The sequence below is a fragment of the Synechococcus sp. H55.7 genome, from assembly GCF_047462395.1.
Lineage (GTDB): Bacteria > Cyanobacteriota > Cyanobacteriia > Thermostichales > Thermostichaceae > Thermostichus.
This window is the reverse complement of record NZ_JANSJD010000012.1, coordinates 17,594-32,199: the sequence shown is the minus strand read 5'-3', so window position 1 is coordinate 32,199 and position 14,606 is coordinate 17,594. Positions and strand designations below refer to the sequence as shown.

The 14,606-nt window shown below is 60.4% G+C and carries 15 protein-coding genes; 10 read left to right on the top strand and 5 right to left on the bottom strand.

Going from position 1 to position 14,606, the window contains the following annotated elements; genetic code table 11:
- Positions 1-41: 41 nt before the first annotated feature.
- Together NW851_RS07575 and NW851_RS07570 are read left to right on the top strand one after the other, a co-directional pair.
- On the top strand, positions 42-437 hold the full coding sequence (locus tag NW851_RS07575) for a VOC family protein (RefSeq protein ID WP_414332709.1): 396 nt from the start codon (positions 42-44) through the stop codon (positions 435-437).
- Positions 434-2,026, top strand: coding sequence for an NAD(P)H-hydrate dehydratase (locus NW851_RS07570; protein WP_414337536.1), 1,593 nt, complete (start codon positions 434-436; stop codon positions 2,024-2,026). The genes NW851_RS07575 and NW851_RS07570 overlap by 4 nt, the downstream gene beginning before the upstream one ends.
- On the opposite strand, the gene NW851_RS07565 is transcribed toward NW851_RS07570, so the two are convergent.
- The 5 genes from NW851_RS07565 to NW851_RS07545 all read right to left on the bottom strand — a co-directional run bounded on the left by NW851_RS07565 (position 1,986) and on the right by NW851_RS07545 (position 5,489).
- Positions 1,986-2,819, bottom strand: coding sequence for an undecaprenyl-diphosphate phosphatase (locus NW851_RS07565; RefSeq protein ID WP_414337607.1), 834 nt, complete (start codon positions 2,817-2,819; stop codon positions 1,986-1,988). The genes NW851_RS07570 and NW851_RS07565 overlap by 41 nt on opposite strands.
- Before the next feature lie 178 nt (positions 2,820-2,997).
- On the bottom strand, positions 2,998-3,618 hold the full coding sequence (locus NW851_RS07560) for a DUF2808 domain-containing protein (protein ID WP_414337533.1): 621 nt from the start codon (positions 3,616-3,618) through the stop codon (positions 2,998-3,000).
- A 164-nt stretch (positions 3,619-3,782) separates the two neighbouring features.
- The gene (psbZ, locus tag NW851_RS07555) at positions 3,783-3,968 is read right to left on the bottom strand and encodes a photosystem II reaction center protein PsbZ (RefSeq protein ID WP_414334060.1); all 186 of its coding nucleotides are present in this window, start codon (positions 3,966-3,968) and stop codon (positions 3,783-3,785) included.
- A gap of 184 nt (positions 3,969-4,152) precedes the next feature.
- The gene (locus NW851_RS07550; protein ID WP_414334059.1) at positions 4,153-4,833 is read right to left on the bottom strand and encodes a queuosine precursor transporter; all 681 of its coding nucleotides are present in this window, start codon (positions 4,831-4,833) and stop codon (positions 4,153-4,155) included.
- Positions 4,833-5,489, bottom strand: a complete 657-nt coding sequence (locus NW851_RS07545) for a response regulator (RefSeq protein ID WP_414334058.1) — start codon at positions 5,487-5,489, stop codon at positions 4,833-4,835. The genes NW851_RS07550 and NW851_RS07545 overlap by 1 nt, the downstream gene beginning before the upstream one ends.
- 253 nt (positions 5,490-5,742) lie before the next feature.
- Here NW851_RS07545 and NW851_RS07540 point away from each other — a divergent pair, with 253 nt between their 5' ends.
- The 8 genes from NW851_RS07540 to argH all read left to right on the top strand — a co-directional run bounded on the left by NW851_RS07540 (position 5,743) and on the right by argH (position 14,603).
- Positions 5,743-6,861, top strand: a complete 1,119-nt coding sequence (locus tag NW851_RS07540) for a class I SAM-dependent methyltransferase (RefSeq protein WP_414334057.1) — start codon at positions 5,743-5,745, stop codon at positions 6,859-6,861.
- A gap of 293 nt (positions 6,862-7,154) precedes the next feature.
- Positions 7,155-7,601, top strand: coding sequence for a hypothetical protein (locus tag NW851_RS07535; protein WP_414334056.1), 447 nt, complete (start codon positions 7,155-7,157; stop codon positions 7,599-7,601).
- Between the two features lie 84 nt (positions 7,602-7,685).
- Positions 7,686-8,030, top strand: a complete 345-nt coding sequence (locus NW851_RS07530; RefSeq protein WP_414334055.1) for an MgPME-cyclase complex family protein — start codon at positions 7,686-7,688, stop codon at positions 8,028-8,030.
- 122 nt (positions 8,031-8,152) lie between these two features.
- Complete coding sequence (locus tag NW851_RS07525) at positions 8,153-9,718, top strand: MFS transporter (protein WP_414337526.1); 1,566 nt, start codon at positions 8,153-8,155, stop codon at positions 9,716-9,718.
- Positions 9,719-9,830: 112 nt separating this feature from the next.
- Positions 9,831-11,009, top strand: coding sequence for a glycosyltransferase family 4 protein (locus NW851_RS07520; protein ID WP_414334052.1), 1,179 nt, complete (start codon positions 9,831-9,833; stop codon positions 11,007-11,009).
- A 101-nt stretch (positions 11,010-11,110) separates the two neighbouring features.
- Positions 11,111-12,751: a PP2C family protein-serine/threonine phosphatase gene (locus NW851_RS07515; protein ID WP_414337524.1), complete on the top strand. Its 1,641-nt coding sequence runs from the start codon at positions 11,111-11,113 to the stop codon at positions 12,749-12,751.
- Between the two features lie 86 nt (positions 12,752-12,837).
- Positions 12,838-13,056, top strand: coding sequence for a hypothetical protein (locus NW851_RS07510; protein ID WP_414334049.1), 219 nt, complete (start codon positions 12,838-12,840; stop codon positions 13,054-13,056).
- 86 nt (positions 13,057-13,142) lie between these two features.
- Positions 13,143-14,603, top strand: a complete 1,461-nt coding sequence (gene argH, locus NW851_RS07505) for an argininosuccinate lyase (RefSeq protein WP_414334047.1) — start codon at positions 13,143-13,145, stop codon at positions 14,601-14,603.
- Positions 14,604-14,606: the final 3 nt, after the last annotated feature.

Here is a 14,606-nt window from a genome sequence, read left to right as displayed (position 1 = left end):
TTTCTCTCGACAGCTTCAGGAACTTGCGCCCAAGCAACGTCATGAGCACCTATCAGCACCTGCACACCGCCCTTTGGGTTAGCGATCTGGCCAGGGCTGAGCATTTCTACGGAACCGTGCTCGGGATCCCCAAGGCAGAACGGTTTCCCTTTAACTTTCCCGGCGCTTGGTACCAAGTGGGGTCTTCGCAGATTCATTTGATTGTCACTGAGGAGCCGCTTGACCAAGGGCAGCAAGCCAGTCGTGGCAGCAAGGCGAAGTGGGGGCGCCTTCCCCACGTGGCGCTGGGAGTGGAAGATCTGGAGGCGGTGAAGGCCCGCTTGCTGCAGGCAGGCTACGAGGTGCAGCCCAGCGCTTCCGGGCGGGCGGCTGTGTTTGTTCGGGATCCCGACGGGAATGTGATCGAGCTGAGCTCCATAAGCCCCCCTCAGCCATGACCGCCATGCCAGAGCCCTCTTTGCCCCAGCAGCGCAGCGTCCTCAACTCCCTTGACCCGGCCACCGCCCTGGTCAGCTCGGCGCAGATGCGGCGCCTCGAGGAGGAGATCTTCGCTGCCGGCATGCCCGTGGCCGCCCTCATGGAGAAGGTGGGGCTGGCCGTTTTTGCCCGGTTGCGGCAGGATTTTCCCCAGGCGCAGCGCGTTGGCATCCTCTGCGGCACGGGGCACAATGGCGGCGACGGCTTGGTGGTTGGGCGAGAGCTGCAGCTAGCCCAAAAGGGGGTAAAGGTTTGGCTGGGGAAGCCGGATCTCAAACCCCTAACCGCCGACCACGCCCGCTACCTCAGGGCTCTAGGGGCGGAGTTTGTGGAGCGGGTGGAGGCGTTGGCCGACTGCGACTTGCTCATCGACGCCCTCTTTGGCATTGGCCTAAACCGGCCCCTGGGGGATCCCTGGGCGGGGGCGGTGGAGTGGGCCAACGGCAGCAGCATTCCCATCCTCAGCCTGGACTTGCCTTCTGGCCTCAACGACCAGACAGGTGAGATCTGGGGCTGCTGCATCCGCGCCAGCCACACCTATGCCCTCGGCCTCTGGAAACGGGGCCTGTGGCAGGAGGCGGCTCTGCCCTGGGTGGGACGGCTGCATCGCCTTGATTTTGGCATCCCCCCTTGGGCCTGCCCGGCAGAGGCGGCTCCCCAGTTGTTGCTGAACCCTTGGCCGCATTTTCCCCCTGACCCGCCTTTGGATACCCACAAATACCGCCAGGGATCCCTGCTAGTGGTCGCAGGGTCGGCGGCCTATGCCGGGGCGGCGGTGTTGGCCGGGCTGGGATCCCGCGCCAGTGGCGTGGGCATGGTAACCCTGGCGGTGCCGGCGGAATTGAAGGGGCTCATCCACAGCACTTTGCCGGAAGCCTTGGTTCACCCCTGGGAAGGGATCCCGGCTCTGCCGCCGCTGGGTGAAAAACCTTTCCAGGCGGTGGCGGTGGGGCCCGGCCTAGGAGAAGCCCGCCGGCGACTGCTGGAGAGCTTGCTGCAGGATTGGGCCGGGATCCCTTGGGTTATCGACGCCGATGCCCTTAATGCCCTGGCGGAGATGGGGGTGGAGCGCTTGCAAGAAAACGGGATCCAAGCCATCCTCACCCCCCACCTGGGGGAGTTTCGCCGGCTTTTTCCAGGGATCCCGCCTGCGGATCGCATGGAGGCAGCCCAAAAGGCGGCAGCCCAGAGTGGAGCAGTGGTGGTTTTAAAGGGAGCACGGACGGTCATCGCCTCTCCTAGGGGGGAATGCTGGGTCAACCCGGAGAGCACACCGGCTTTGGCCCGCGGCGGCAGCGGCGATGTCCTAACTGGCTTAATCGGCGGCCTGGTGGCGCGCAGAAGGGCCCAACTGGGTCAGTCGATGGGGATCGCGGAGCTGCTCAGTTGTGCCTGTGCCGGAGTGTGGTGGCATGCCCAAGCCGCTATCCAACTGGCGGGGGAGCGGGGTCTAACAGGGGTGGATCCGGCCCACCTAGGGGAGTACCTGCCCAAGGCGCTAAGTCGGCTTAAGGTTGCAAGAACCCCAGGGCCAGTCCCAGGAAAATGAACAGGCCAAACCCAATCCGGTAGGCGATAAACAGCCAGGTGCTGCTGCGCTGCAAAAATCGAATGAGCCAATCGATGGACCAGTAGGAGAAAACAAAGGCCGAGAGCGTCCCCAACCCCTGCGACAGCAGCGCCTCTGCCTTAAACTCGGAGATGAACTCCGCCACCCCCGCCAAAAAGAGGGCCGGGATCCCCAGCAAAAAGGAGTAGCGGGCGGCAGCCGAGCGCTGCAAATCCAGCAACAGAGCCGCCGTCAGCGTCACACCGGATCGGGAGACCCCTGGAATCAACGCCAAGGCCTGGGCCAGCCCCACCCAGAGCCCATCCCCAATGCCCAGGCTGTGCAGATCTCGCCGGCGTTTCCCCACCCGTTCCGCCCAGCCCAAAGCCAGCGCCAAGCCAATGGCGGCAGCAGCAATTACCCCCAACTGGCGGGGTGGGGATCCCCAAATGGCCTTGACGGCCCATCCGGCAACCACAATCGGCAACGTCCCCACCAGGATCCCTATGAGCAGCCGCCAAGACTCCTGCTGGAAATCTCGCTCCTGCCAAGCCTTCCAGGAGCCAAGGAGCACCTGGCGCAGATCAGAGGCAAAGTAGATCAACACCGCCCCCAAGCTGCCCAACTGGATTACCGCTGCAAAGGAAGCGCCTGCATCTGGCCAGCCCAGCAAAGCCGGAACCACCCGCAGGTGCGCCGTGCTGCTGATGGGCAGAAATTCAGTGATCCCCTGCACCATGCCCAAGAGCAGGGCCTGCCACCAGTTGGGATACCAGGTGTCGGCTAGCACCAAAGACAACCTCTCCCTGTATGCCAGGCTACCGTCTGGAGGGGAGATCCCCTCACCCCCAGCCCCTCTCCCTGAGGCCCAAGCGCTCCGCGCCGCTCACGCGACCACCCCCAGCCCCTCTCCCTCAGGGAGAGGGGAGATGGGGATCCCTTGGGGTTGTTGAAGCCAGATGCAGCGGCCATCAGAACGTGAGCCGCTCCGGATCGTCGATGGTGATGAGCCAGTTGCCCACCTTGCGGAAGAGCGGGTTGGGCTCTGTTCCCCGTACCCGCGCCTCTACCCGGTAGATGCCGGCAGCGGAAGGGTTGCGCACATTGGAGAGCACCAAGCGGATCTCCTGGCCGGCGGCAATGGGTTGACGGGCCACCACCTCCAAAGAGCGAAACTCCTCGTTCCAGTACACTTCCGCCAGCTCCACCGACTTGCCCTCCACCTCTAGGCGCACATTCTGGGGATCGATGACGGCATCAAAGTTCCTATCCGCGCTAATCTGCACCTCCGCCACCGCCACATCCTGCGGTGGGATCTTCAGGCGATAGCGATCCAGCCGACCGCGAATGCCGCGAAAATCCAGCCGATAGCTGAGGACAGGCACCCCCTCGCTGCCGGTGATGACAAAGCCCGACTGTGCCTTTGCCAAAGGGGATAGCGCCCCTACCAACAAGCCTGCCAAAATCAGCCTCGTCCCCAGCCGGGCCAAGCGGAGGCCCCACGAACGCTTCACTGCTCTCAACACCCAAACCTCCCAAAAGACTTCGGCATAAGCACCGCTTCCTGCCGACCGAGCAGGCAGCAAGGCCATGAACATGGAATCGAGTTGCTGTCCATTGTAAGGGGGTGGGATCCCTTCTACCGAGAGCGCTCAGGGCCCAACAGGGTGCGGAGGTGCGCAGTTTTTCCCCGCCACCGGAACCTTGCAGCCCTGATGCTCTGCAACGTCCGGGAGCTGGTGGGATGGTGAGAGGATCACTTAAAGAAACTGAGTACCCCCACCCCGATCACCATCAGCACCCAGAGCAGGGATCCCACCAAAATCACATTCTTGGCCCGGCTCCAGTCGCTGGCCGAGCTGTAGAGCACCGGCACCGCCACCACCAGCAGCAAGCTGTACAGCACCAACACCAACAAAGCAATTTGGAAAATGAGCATCATGGTCTGGATCCCTCACAAAAGTCTTGTCTTGGATAAAAGCTCCCGACAACACCGGTCTGCCCAACCTGATCCGGCTCGCTGCGCACCGGCGGCAGGGTAGATAAGATAGATAACGCTCTGACTATACCAAAACTGGGATCCCTCTCAAGGCCAGATCCGTCGGGGCAGCCGCTGGATGGATGAACTATCTGGATACAGACTGCATTCGGAAAGGGTTGAAGTCGGTTGCCACGTCAAAGTAGTCTTCCTGTTCTTGCTGCTTCAGCCAGCCGGTGATGGCGTAGGTCAGAGGCGTACAGACTGCCTCAACGGCACACTTGAACACGTAGTTGGAGACGATGAGGCTCACGAGACCGGGAAACACCCCCCAGAAAGCGATGAGAATAAACAGGCCCGTGTCCACCGCTTGGCCCACCAGGGTGGAGCCGATGGTGCGCGTCCACAGCCAGCGTCCCCGCGTCCACACCTTCAGGCGCGCCAGCACGTAGGCATTGGCGAAGCTGCCGCTCCAGTAGGCAATCAGGCTGGCCAGCACAATACGGGGGGTGAGGCCGAGGATCTGGTTGTAGGCTTCCTGATAGGGCCAGTCGGGGGCTGCCGGCAGGGATCCCACGATCATGAAGGTCGCCGACATCAGGGCCGCCGAGAAAAACCCCAGCCAGATCACCCGCCGCGAGCGGGCATAGCCGTAGACCTCCGTGAGAATGTCGCCGAAAATGTAGCTGAGGGGAAAGAGGATGGTGCCGCCATCGAAGGTAAACGGCCCCAAAAGCACGATCTTAGTGGAGGCGATGTTGGAAATCAGCAGCACGGCCACGAACAGGGCCGTCACCGCATCCAGGTGCCGATAGGCGCGCTCAGACATCAGGATCCCCCCAACAGTTTACGAATATGGCGCAGCTCCCTGACGATCAGGGCCAGGCCCTGGCTGTGCCGTTCCACCTCGCTGGTGAGCTTACGGATCTGCTCTTCCAGGTTAGCGCTATAAGATTCCTGACGCTCCAGGCGCTGGTTGAGGCTGGCAAGCCGCGTCACCACCTCCCGCTGGATGAGGTTTTCCGTACCTTGGATGAGCAGCGTCTCGATGGCGGTGAGCTTGTTCAAGAGCAATTGAGTGTTGGTTTCCGATCCGGGCTCCAGCGCAGCCGCCGGGGTCACTTGCAGGGCCTTTTGAATGCGAGCCAGAAGGGCTTCCGCCTCAAACGGCTTTTCAATGAAGTCAAAATCGACAAAAGGCTCAGGGATGCGGGCTGTTACCTGCTCTTTCATCCCCGACATGATGATGACGGGGGTATTCTTCAGGCTCTCTTCCTGCCGGATGGCCTGCAATGTGTCATAGCCGTCCATCTTGGGCATGACAAAATCCAGCAAGATCAGGTCGGGGTGATGTTTTTTGGCAGCCTCCAAGCCCGCTAGGCCATCTTTGGCCTCCAGCACCTGAAACTGGTCAGCCAAGATGCTGGCCACCATCTTGCGGATCATGATGCTATCGTCAATGACCAACACCGTCTTGGCTGTCATGCTCGGGGCACTCCCTTTTCTGTTCCCATCTGCTCGACCTGCTCAGCCCCTTCCTCCAGTGCATGGGGCATCGGGGACGTCCTTCCGGGGACACCAATAGAGTACTCTCCCTCTTAGGGAAGTGGGGTGTGATTGGCGATCTACAGCTCCAACTTCGCCGACTCTCCCAAGGCCCAGAACTTGCCGGTTTCCCATCGCTGCCTTGCTATAATCTAACGTAAACAAACATTAAGCATTCGCACCTTGCAGGGTTATGAGCCTACAGTTGAGCTCCGAGCTGTCGCTGCCGATCCCGTCTCCAGTCGGAGAAGCTGCCTACCGCACTTTTCAGTGGGGTAAAAATCTCTTTGGCTTTGCCCATAAGGCTCTCTCCACCCAGGCTTCGGAGCTGATGCTCTCGGTACTTAGGGATCTGCAGAGCTTCTCCTCCGGGAAAACCCTGCCGCCGCGGGAGCGAGTGAAGCTCAGCGCAGCTACTTTGCAAGAGTTGCGGGCTCGTTACGAACGGCTGCTCCAGGTCGATTGGCAAGATGCCGAGGCAGGTTATTACCCTCACGCGCTTCTTTTCGACAACCCCTGGCTGGACTTTGCCCGCTACTACCCGCAGGTATGGCTGGATCTGCCGCAGATCACTCAGCGGGTACACAGCAAGCGCTACCAAGAGTTTTCTCAGGACATCTCCACAGAAGGCTATCCAAAATACTACCTGCAAAATTTTCATTACCAAACCAACGGCTACCTGAGCGACAGCTCGGCTGAGCTCTACGACCTGCAGGTGGAACTGCTGTTTGGGGGCACAGCGGATGCGATGCGGCGGCGGGTGATCCGCCTGCTCAAAGATGCTCTCGATCCCGCCCTGTCGGCTCCCCACATTCTCGATGTAGCTTGTGGCACCGGGCGCACGCTGCGCCTGCTGCGGGGATCCCTGCCCAAAGCCGCGCTGTATGGTTTGGATCTTTCCCCTGCCTACCTGCGCAAGGCCAACCGGCTGTTGCAAGAGCTGCCGGGGGAGCTGCCGCAGCTCATCCGCGCCAACGCCGAGGCCATGCCCTACGCCGACGCCACCTTTGATGCGGTTGTCAGCGTGTTTCTCTTCCACGAGCTGCCCGGCCCAGCCCGCCAAAATGTCATCAACGAGATGAGCCGCGTGGTGAAGCCGGGGGGCGTGATCGTCATTTGCGACTCGGTGCAACTGCTGGACTCGCCGGAGCTGGAGGAGACGATGGAAGCTTTTGCGCAAACCTTCCACGAACCCTACTACCGGGACTACATCCGCGACGATCTGGGGGCGCGCCTGCAGCAGGCGGGCTGTGAAGTGTTGCGCCGAGAAACCCACTACGTCAGCGCCTACACCTTGGCCCGCAAAAGTTGAGCACCCTTCTAGGGGAATCCGCCGCCTGTAGCTAGCTTGGGTTTTTAAGGCGGTTGACCACCCGTGCCCCTCCAGGGAGGGACGGCACAAGGTCATCCCAGCAGGCAAGATATCAGCTTCTAATCCCCGCCTTGCAAGGTGGGGCCCTACGGCGCTAGCTGGTAAATCGGCGGTCACTTGTCCAGAGGGTGTATAGTAGTTTTAGACACGAAACCTTGGATAAGAAGACGGGTTGTTAACTGGATAACCCTTGGGCGCAAGTCCGTCTAAACTCTTTTCTTCCGCTTAGGCTCATGTCCCACCCCCATGGATCCCTCCGCGCCGGCATCACTGCTCTCAAGCAGGAGCGCTACCTGGAGGCGATCAATCTTCTCGAGTCGTTCTGCTACTGCTGCTCAATCCAAGAGAAGCAAGAGCGCAATGGCTCTAGGGCAAATCCGGAAGACTGCGCTTTGGCTCGTGTGGCTCTGGTCATGGCCTATCAGGGTAGTGGTGACCTGGAGCGCTCAATCGCCCTTTGCCAAGAGCTGTTGGAGCAGAAGGAAACAGTTGAGTCCACTACCTGGGCTCGGGAATGGGCAGCCCAGGCTCTGCCCACCCTCAAACAGGCTTCCGAACACGCCATGCCGCCTGAAGAAGTGATGGCGCGGCTGCCCGTCCTGCGGCAGTTGGAAGACTGTCGGCTCCTCTGTAGCTCCCGCGATCCGGCCCCGCATCTGCTTAAATCTGCCCATTTCTGAGGGAGAGGGCCTGCAGGGAAGGGTCCCTCTTAGCCGTGGATGTCCGGCCCTAGCCTCTATCGTTAGCAGCTTCATAGCAACTTTATGTCTGTTGTCGAGCCGATGACCTATCACTTTGTCGTTGCCAGCCTGTCTTTCTTACGTTCTGAGCCCCTGGAAGAGGTGCTGGAGGAGCGTCGCCGACACTACGAGGAGCGCCGCCGCCCTGTCGATTTCTTCTGGGTGCCGCAGCCGGCTTTTATGGAAGCCCCACCGTTGAAGCCTTTGCGGGACAAGCTGAGCGGCCCACTGGGGGCAGTGGTCTCAACCAACGAGGATTTCATTCGCTGGCTGAAGGTGCGCCTGACTTTTGTAGAAATGGGCAGCTTCGTGGCTCCTAGCGAGTCGATCCCGGATCCCTTGCGCTCCTTATCTGCCGACAAAGGGTAAGCCTGCCGATTCCTAAGATTTGAATGGGTTGAGGGGAGGGCAGGCCAGGATAAGATCGGGGCACCCCATACCTGCCCTCCTTGGCTGACGGGATCCTCCGTTGTGGGGCCGACGTCGGGGAAATGGGCAGGTCAGCCGCGGAGCACTATGACTTTATGACTTTGGAGCAACAATGGAACAGGCCGGAAGGAGGGGCAGAGGTCTGCCACCCCAACTCCTGCCTTCGGGATTTCCAGCCTGCATCAGCGCCAACTTGGGTGCTGAAGTCAGAAGCTCTCTTGCCTGAGCCGACAGCAAGCCCCACCCTGAGCTCGCCGGAGTGCTCCTCTGGGGATCCCTCACCAGATCCACTTCCCGAAGATCCCCAAAAAGAAGAGGAAAATCAAGGTTTATCTGAGCCGGGCCTGAGAAACTTTGTTGCTGTGCTGCGCCGACGCAATTTTCTGCTGCTGTGGACGGGGCAGGTGTGTTCGCAGTTGGCGGACAAAGTGTTGTTGGTGCTGCTGATTGGGTTGATTGCCCGCAAGTTTCAGCCAGAAGGAGCCTCTATTAGCGGTTGGGTCTCGGCCATCATGCTGACTTTTACGCTGCCGGCGATGCTACTGGGCAGCCTGGCAGGGGTATTTGTGGATCGCTGGCTAAAAAAAGGGGTGTTGGTGCTCTCCAACCTGGCGCGCGGGATCCTGGTGTTGCTGTTGCCGCTGCTGCTCTGGCTCACCGCCGGGCGCGACCTTTGGCCGGGGATCCCCTTGGGGTTTGTCGGGCTGTTGCTGGTGAGCCTTGCCGTCTCGACCCTGACCCAGTTTTTTGCTCCTGCTGAACAGGCGATTTTGCCCTTGATCCTGCCGAAGCGAGAGCTGCTGGCGGCCAATTCCCTCTACACCACCACGATGATGGCTTCGCTGATTGTTGGCTTTGCTGTGGGGGAACCGCTGTTAACCCTGGCGGATCATTGGGTGCGCCATTGGTTGCCGGGCTGGGAGGTGGGGCCGGAGCTGTTGGTGGGGGGAGCCTACCTCTTGGCCGGATCCCTGCTGTTGCTGCTACAACCCCACGAGAAGCTGGAGCCCCAGCCTTGGGAAGCCCCCCACCTTTGGGAAGATCTCCAGTTGGGCTTGCAATATGTCGGCCAGATGCCCCTGATCCGGGCTGCTCTGCTGCAGGTGGTGGTGCTCTACTCGCTGTTTGCGGCACTGGCCGTTTTGGCGGTGCGCATGGCCGAAGTGATGCCGGAGCTGAAGCCGGATCAGTTTGGGGTGTTGTTGGCCGCTGCCGGCCTGGGCATGGGGATCGGCGCCTTTTGGGTGGGGCATGCGGGCCGCCGGGTGAGCTGCCGCGCCTGGAGCGGGCTGGGATCCCTGCTGCTCTGTGGGTCTCTGGCAGCCCTATCTTGGACGACCCACTGGTTGTTGCTCAGCTTGGGCTGGATTGCTCTGTTAGGCTGTGGCGGGGCTTTGGTGGCGGTGCCGATGCAAACCTTGATCCAGGAGGAAACGCCAGATCATCTGCGAGGCAAGATTTTTGGGCTCCAGAACAATGTGGCCAATATCGCCCTCAGTTTGCCTCTGGTCTTGACGGGGTTGGCGGAAACCTACTTTGGCCTTTCCGGGATGTTTTTAGGCCTGTCTGCTCTGGCCGCTCTGGCGGGGCTGTACACCTGGAGCCTATTGGGCAGAGAAGGCCGGTGAAACCCTCTCAAAGCTGGGGCCAAGGCAGCAGCTAACTCTGCTACTCTTGTAGAGGCTCAAAAGTCGAGACCCTCCTTGCAGCTCGGCGCTTCGCCTTTGCGGGGATCCGCCCATGCACATCGCCTGGATAGGCAAGAAAACACCTTTCTGTGGCAATGTCACCTACAGCCGTGAGGTGACCAACGGCCTGTTGGATCGGGGACATCAAGTGAGCTTTTTTCACTTCACCAACGACGGCCAACCGCCCACTTGGGATCCCGGCTCTCGTGGAGGTGAAGGCTGGCGGGCAGAGCTGGATCGCCGCGACGTTTCCCTCCCCTGTCTGTATAAGTCGCAAATCTACACGATCCCGGCCCCCAACGCCAAGCGGGTGCTCACCCAGGCCCTCAGGGAACTGCAGCCGGATCTGGTACATGCCTCCTTGACGATTTCTCCCATTGACTTCGTGCTGCCGGAGATCTGTGCGGAGCTTAACCAGCCGCTGGTGGCCACTTTTCACCCGGCCTTCGACCGGCGGCGGCGCAACATCGCCTCCCGCACCCAATACTTGGCCTATCAACTCTACGCCCCTTGTCTGGCCAATTATCACCGCACCATCGTCTTCTCAGAGACGCAACGGGAGATCTTGGTCAAACTGGGGGTGCGTCCCCAGCAGGTGGTGGTCATTCCCAATGGCGTGGATGTGGACAAGTATTCGCCTGGGCCTTCAACCCTCAAACAGCGGTTGGGACTGGAGCGGATCTTTGTCTATCTGGGGCGGGTCTCGCCGGAGAAAAACCTGGAAGCCCTGCTCAAGGCTTGGAAACACTCCCAGATGGGGGAGAAGTGCGGTCTGCTGATTGTGGGGGATGGGCCGTTGCTCAACACCCTCAAGCCCTTCTATACCCTTCAACATGGGATCCACTGGCTGGGGTATATTGCCGACGAGCAGCAGCGCATCGAGATCTTGCGCGGGGCCGATGTGTTTGTTTTGCCCTCTTTGATCGAGGGGCTCTCTTTGTCCTTGCTGGAGGCGATGGCCTGCGGGCTGGCGGCGGTGGCCACCGATGTGGGCGCCGATGGCGAGGTTTTGGCGGATGGAGCCGGGATCCTGTTGGATCCGACACGGGTGACGGCGGAGCTGCAAACCCTGCTGCCTTTGCTGCGGGATCAACGGGAGTTTACCCAACTGCTGGGGATGAAGGCCCGCCGGCGGGTGCTGGAACGCTATACCCTCAGCCACAACATCAGTCGGGTGGAACAGCTCTACCGGGAGCTGTGCCAGGGATCCCGTCAGCATCGCCGGGCCTAAAGGAGGAAGTCGAAAGCGAGGCAGAACTTTTGTGTAGAGCTTGTGATATTTTTGCTAAGCTGTTTCGTTACGTTTCCAAGGGATTAACGCCAGCCTTCCCGATGGATGCTCACAGCCCCCAAAAGGCCGTTTCGGCACAGCTATCCGGCTCCTCGTGGTCGGAGCCTTTGCTTGGCCAGGATTTGCCCCCCAATCCTCCAGTTCCCTCCCTGGAGAACTCGGGCGACTTACGCTCAGCTCAGGCCAGCCCGGATCCGGTTGGCGTTACGTCTGATGAGGTGGAGCTGCCGGAGGTCAAGCCTGCCATTGTGCCTGCCCCTGCAATGCCGGATCGGGTGGCAATGGGGAGAGACCAGTATCGGATGCAGTATTTGCTGGCGTGGTTAGCCTTTGCCCTCCGCTCCTTTAACAACTTGAATCAGATCCTGGAGCTGACGGCTTTTGTGGCCAGCCAACTGACCGATGCCGAAGGCGGAGCCCTGGTTTTGTTCAACCCCAACGGCACCATTCAGTTGGATCAACTGCATTGCTCGGATCTCCACCACCGCGAACAGATTCGGGCTGAGATGGAGCAGATTGCCCAAACCCTCTCGGCTCAGGAGCCCATGCTCAAGACGGAGAGATCCCTGTCCGTCAAAATCCCTGCCCTCGAACACCTGTTGGACGAGCGGTTTCGCCAGAGCTTAGGGCCGGATGTGCGCCTCTTCGGCACGCCCTTGTTGATCCGCAACTCTGTCCAGGGTCGCTTGTACGTCTTCAGCCGTCAGCCCGGCTACCACTGGGATGAACGCCGCCAACAACTGTTGCGCCTGGTCGCCGATCAGGCAGGCGTGGCCATCGAAAACGACCGCTTGACGGCAGCCTTGCGCCGCAAAGTGGCCCTAGAAAAAGAAATGGAGATCGGCTCTTACATCCAGGCTCAATTGCTACCGCAGGAGTACCCGCAAGTCAAAGGCATTCGCCTGGCAGCTCGTTGCCGTGTGGCCAGCAAAGTGGGAGGCGACTACTACGATTTCATCAAGATTCCAGAAAAATCAGATCCGGCTGCCTCTCCACCCTCATCTGAAAAGCTGGCCATCGTCATTGGGGATGTGATGGGCAAAGGGGTGCCCGCCGGCCTGTTGATGAGCATGACCCGAGCCATGGTGCGGGCAGAAGCTCTCAACCGTCATTCCCCAGCCCGCGTTCTGCAACATCTGAACCGGGCCATGTACAGCGACCTGGAGCACTCCAATCGCTTCATCAGCCTGTTTTATTCAGAGTACGATCCCCACTCCCATCGCCTTTGCTTTAGCAACGCGGCCCACAACCCTACCCTGTGGTGGCAGGCCCGCACCCGCGAGATTCAACCCCTGGACACAGAAGGGGCGCTGATCGGCTTGGAGGAAAACAGCCACTACTCGGAAAGCTGCGTGCAACTGCAACCCGGAGATGTGGTGGTGTACTACACCGACGGCTACACCGAGGCTGCCAACAGCCGCGGGGAGCGCTTGGAAACCTCTGGGCTCATGGATGCCATCCAGCATGCTGCCTGTCGCTACGACTCCCCCGAAGACATCTTGGAGAGCTTGTTTGAGCAGATGGATGCTTTCCGAGGTCGCCAGGGATCCCCTCCTCTGACCCTGTTGCCGCCGGACGATCCAGAGCTGCTATTGCAAGATGAGATTTCCCTGCGGCCTGAGCCTGTGGACGATACCACACTGGTGGTGTTGAAGGTGTTGCCCGACTCTGAGCCAAAATAGCTAAAAAAGTTCGAACTCAGGGTACGCTCTAGCTAGTACAGGGCTGGCTCCCCTGCTTCCCGGTTATCTACACCTTAGGCATAGCCATGAACTTCTCTTCCTCTGGGTCTGAAACCACTTCGGTTTACTTGCCGGCTCCTGCTGCTTTCCAGACAAAAATGATGGTCGGGCAGGTGTTCCGGCAGGATGTACTGGGCGATATCCGCAAGGGTTGGAATGGCTTTGTGGAGTCGGGCCAAATTTGGGCGCTTTTGATAGGGATCGTGGTGGGCTATATGCTCAAGAGCATCACCAGCTCCCACTAGTTGCTCTGGCCGGATCCAGTTGGCCTGAGGCGGCGGGGTTTTAGCCGTCGGTTCTTGATTTTTGTATTTTTTCCACAACTGCAGCGGTGGTCAATCCTTCTCCCCATTCTCCCAGTTCTGAGCCGACAGCGACGGTTACCCCACGCCCCTGGAGCCAGCGCTTTGAGGGATCCCTGCATCCTGCCATCGCCCGCTTCAACGCCAGCATCGGCTTCGACATCCGCCTTTTGCCCTACGATGTGGCCGGATCCCTGGCTCATGTGCAGATGTTGGCCGCTTGCGGCATTCTGACCCGGCCAGAGGCCGACCAGATCCGGCAGGGGCTGGAGCAGATCCAACAGGAAGCGGCTGCCGGCACCTTCCGTCCCGATCCAGAGGCCGAGGATGTCCACTATGCCGTCGAGCGCCGTTTGGTGGCCTTGGTGGGGGAGGTGGGCAAAAAACTGCACACGGGGCGCTCCCGCAACGACCAAGTGGCTACCGATCTGCGCCTCTATCTGCGGGATCACATCGATCACCTGCGGCAGGCCCTCTGGGAGCTGCGGGGAGTCTTGCTGGACTTGGCCGAGCAGCATCTGGAGACGATCCTGCCCGGCTACACCCATCTGCAACGGGCTCAGCCGATCAGCCTGGCCCACCACCTTTTGGCCTATGAAGAAATGCTCTGGCGAGACTGGCAACGGCTGGGGCGGGTGCGGGAAGAGGTGAATGTCTGTCCCCTCGGCTCCGGGGCCTTGGCCGGCACTTCCCTGCCCATCGATCGGCAGCTCACTGCCCATCTGCTGGGATTTGAGCGCATCAGCACCAACAGCTTGGATGCCGTCAGCGACCGCGACTACATGGTGGAGTTTCACACCGCCGCCAGCTTGATTTTGGTTCACCTCAGTCGCCTCTCGGAAGAGCTTGTCCTCTGGGCCTCGCAGGAGTTCGGCTTTGTCGTCCTCACCGATGCCTGTGCCACCGGCTCCAGCCTCATGCCCCAGAAGAAAAACCCCGATGTGCCGGAATTGGTGCGCGGCAAGGCGGGGCGGGTGTTTGGCCATCTCCAAGCTTTGCTGGTCACCTTGAAGGGGCTGCCGCTGGCCTACAACAAAGATCTCCAAGAAGACAAAGAGGGGCTATTCGATACGGTCGAGACCTTAAAAGCCTGCCTGGAGGCGATGACCATCCTGCTGCGGGAAGGGATCCAATTTCAGCCTGAGCGCATGGCCGCTGCTGTGCAGGAGGATTTCTCCAACGCCACCGATGTGGCCGACTACTTGGTGCGCAAAGGGATCCCCTTTCGCGCTGCCCATGACCTGGTGGGCCAGATCGTGCGCATTTGTTTGGCAGAGGGGATCCTGCTAAAGGATCTGCCCTTGGAGCGCTGGAAAACTTTCCACCCGGCTTTTGAGGAGGACATTGCGGCGGCCATCGATCCCCGCCAGGTGGTGGCGGCGCGGCGCAGCGCCGGAGGAACGGGCTTTGCCGTAGTACGGGAAGCCCTACAACAGGCCCAGGCCCGCCACCAGCAGCCAGGGCCCTCGGAAGGAACGCTACAAATTTAAACT

What these genes read in the sequence shown, in the direction of transcription:
- NW851_RS07545 (WP_414334058.1), bottom strand. Translation starts at nt 5,489, where the DNA reads ATGACAGCCAAGACGGTGTTGGTCATTGACGATAGCATCATGATCCGC.
- NW851_RS07530 (WP_414334055.1), top strand. Translation starts at nt 7,686, where the DNA reads ATGTCTGTTGTCGAGCCGATGACCTATCACTTTGTCGTTGCCAGCCTG.
- NW851_RS07535 (WP_414334056.1), top strand. Translation starts at nt 7,155, where the DNA reads ATGTCCCACCCCCATGGATCCCTCCGCGCCGGCATCACTGCTCTCAAG.
- NW851_RS07520 (WP_414334052.1), top strand. Translation starts at nt 9,831, where the DNA reads ATGCACATCGCCTGGATAGGCAAGAAAACACCTTTCTGTGGCAATGTC.
- NW851_RS07575 (WP_414332709.1), top strand. Translation starts at nt 42, where the DNA reads ATGAGCACCTATCAGCACCTGCACACCGCCCTTTGGGTTAGCGATCTG.
- NW851_RS07510 (WP_414334049.1), top strand. Translation starts at nt 12,838, where the DNA reads ATGAACTTCTCTTCCTCTGGGTCTGAAACCACTTCGGTTTACTTGCCG.
- NW851_RS07570 (WP_414337536.1), top strand. Translation starts at nt 434, where the DNA reads ATGACCGCCATGCCAGAGCCCTCTTTGCCCCAGCAGCGCAGCGTCCTC.
- NW851_RS07550 (WP_414334059.1), bottom strand. Translation starts at nt 4,833, where the DNA reads ATGTCTGAGCGCGCCTATCGGCACCTGGATGCGGTGACGGCCCTGTTC.
- NW851_RS07560 (WP_414337533.1), bottom strand. Translation starts at nt 3,618, where the DNA reads ATGGCCTTGCTGCCTGCTCGGTCGGCAGGAAGCGGTGCTTATGCCGAA.
- NW851_RS07525 (WP_414337526.1), top strand. Translation starts at nt 8,153, where the DNA reads ATGGGCAGGTCAGCCGCGGAGCACTATGACTTTATGACTTTGGAGCAA.
- NW851_RS07515 (WP_414337524.1), top strand. Translation starts at nt 11,111, where the DNA reads ATGGATGCTCACAGCCCCCAAAAGGCCGTTTCGGCACAGCTATCCGGC.
- psbZ (WP_414334060.1), bottom strand. Translation starts at nt 3,968, where the DNA reads ATGATGCTCATTTTCCAAATTGCTTTGTTGGTGTTGGTGCTGTACAGC.
- NW851_RS07540 (WP_414334057.1), top strand. Translation starts at nt 5,743, where the DNA reads ATGAGCCTACAGTTGAGCTCCGAGCTGTCGCTGCCGATCCCGTCTCCA.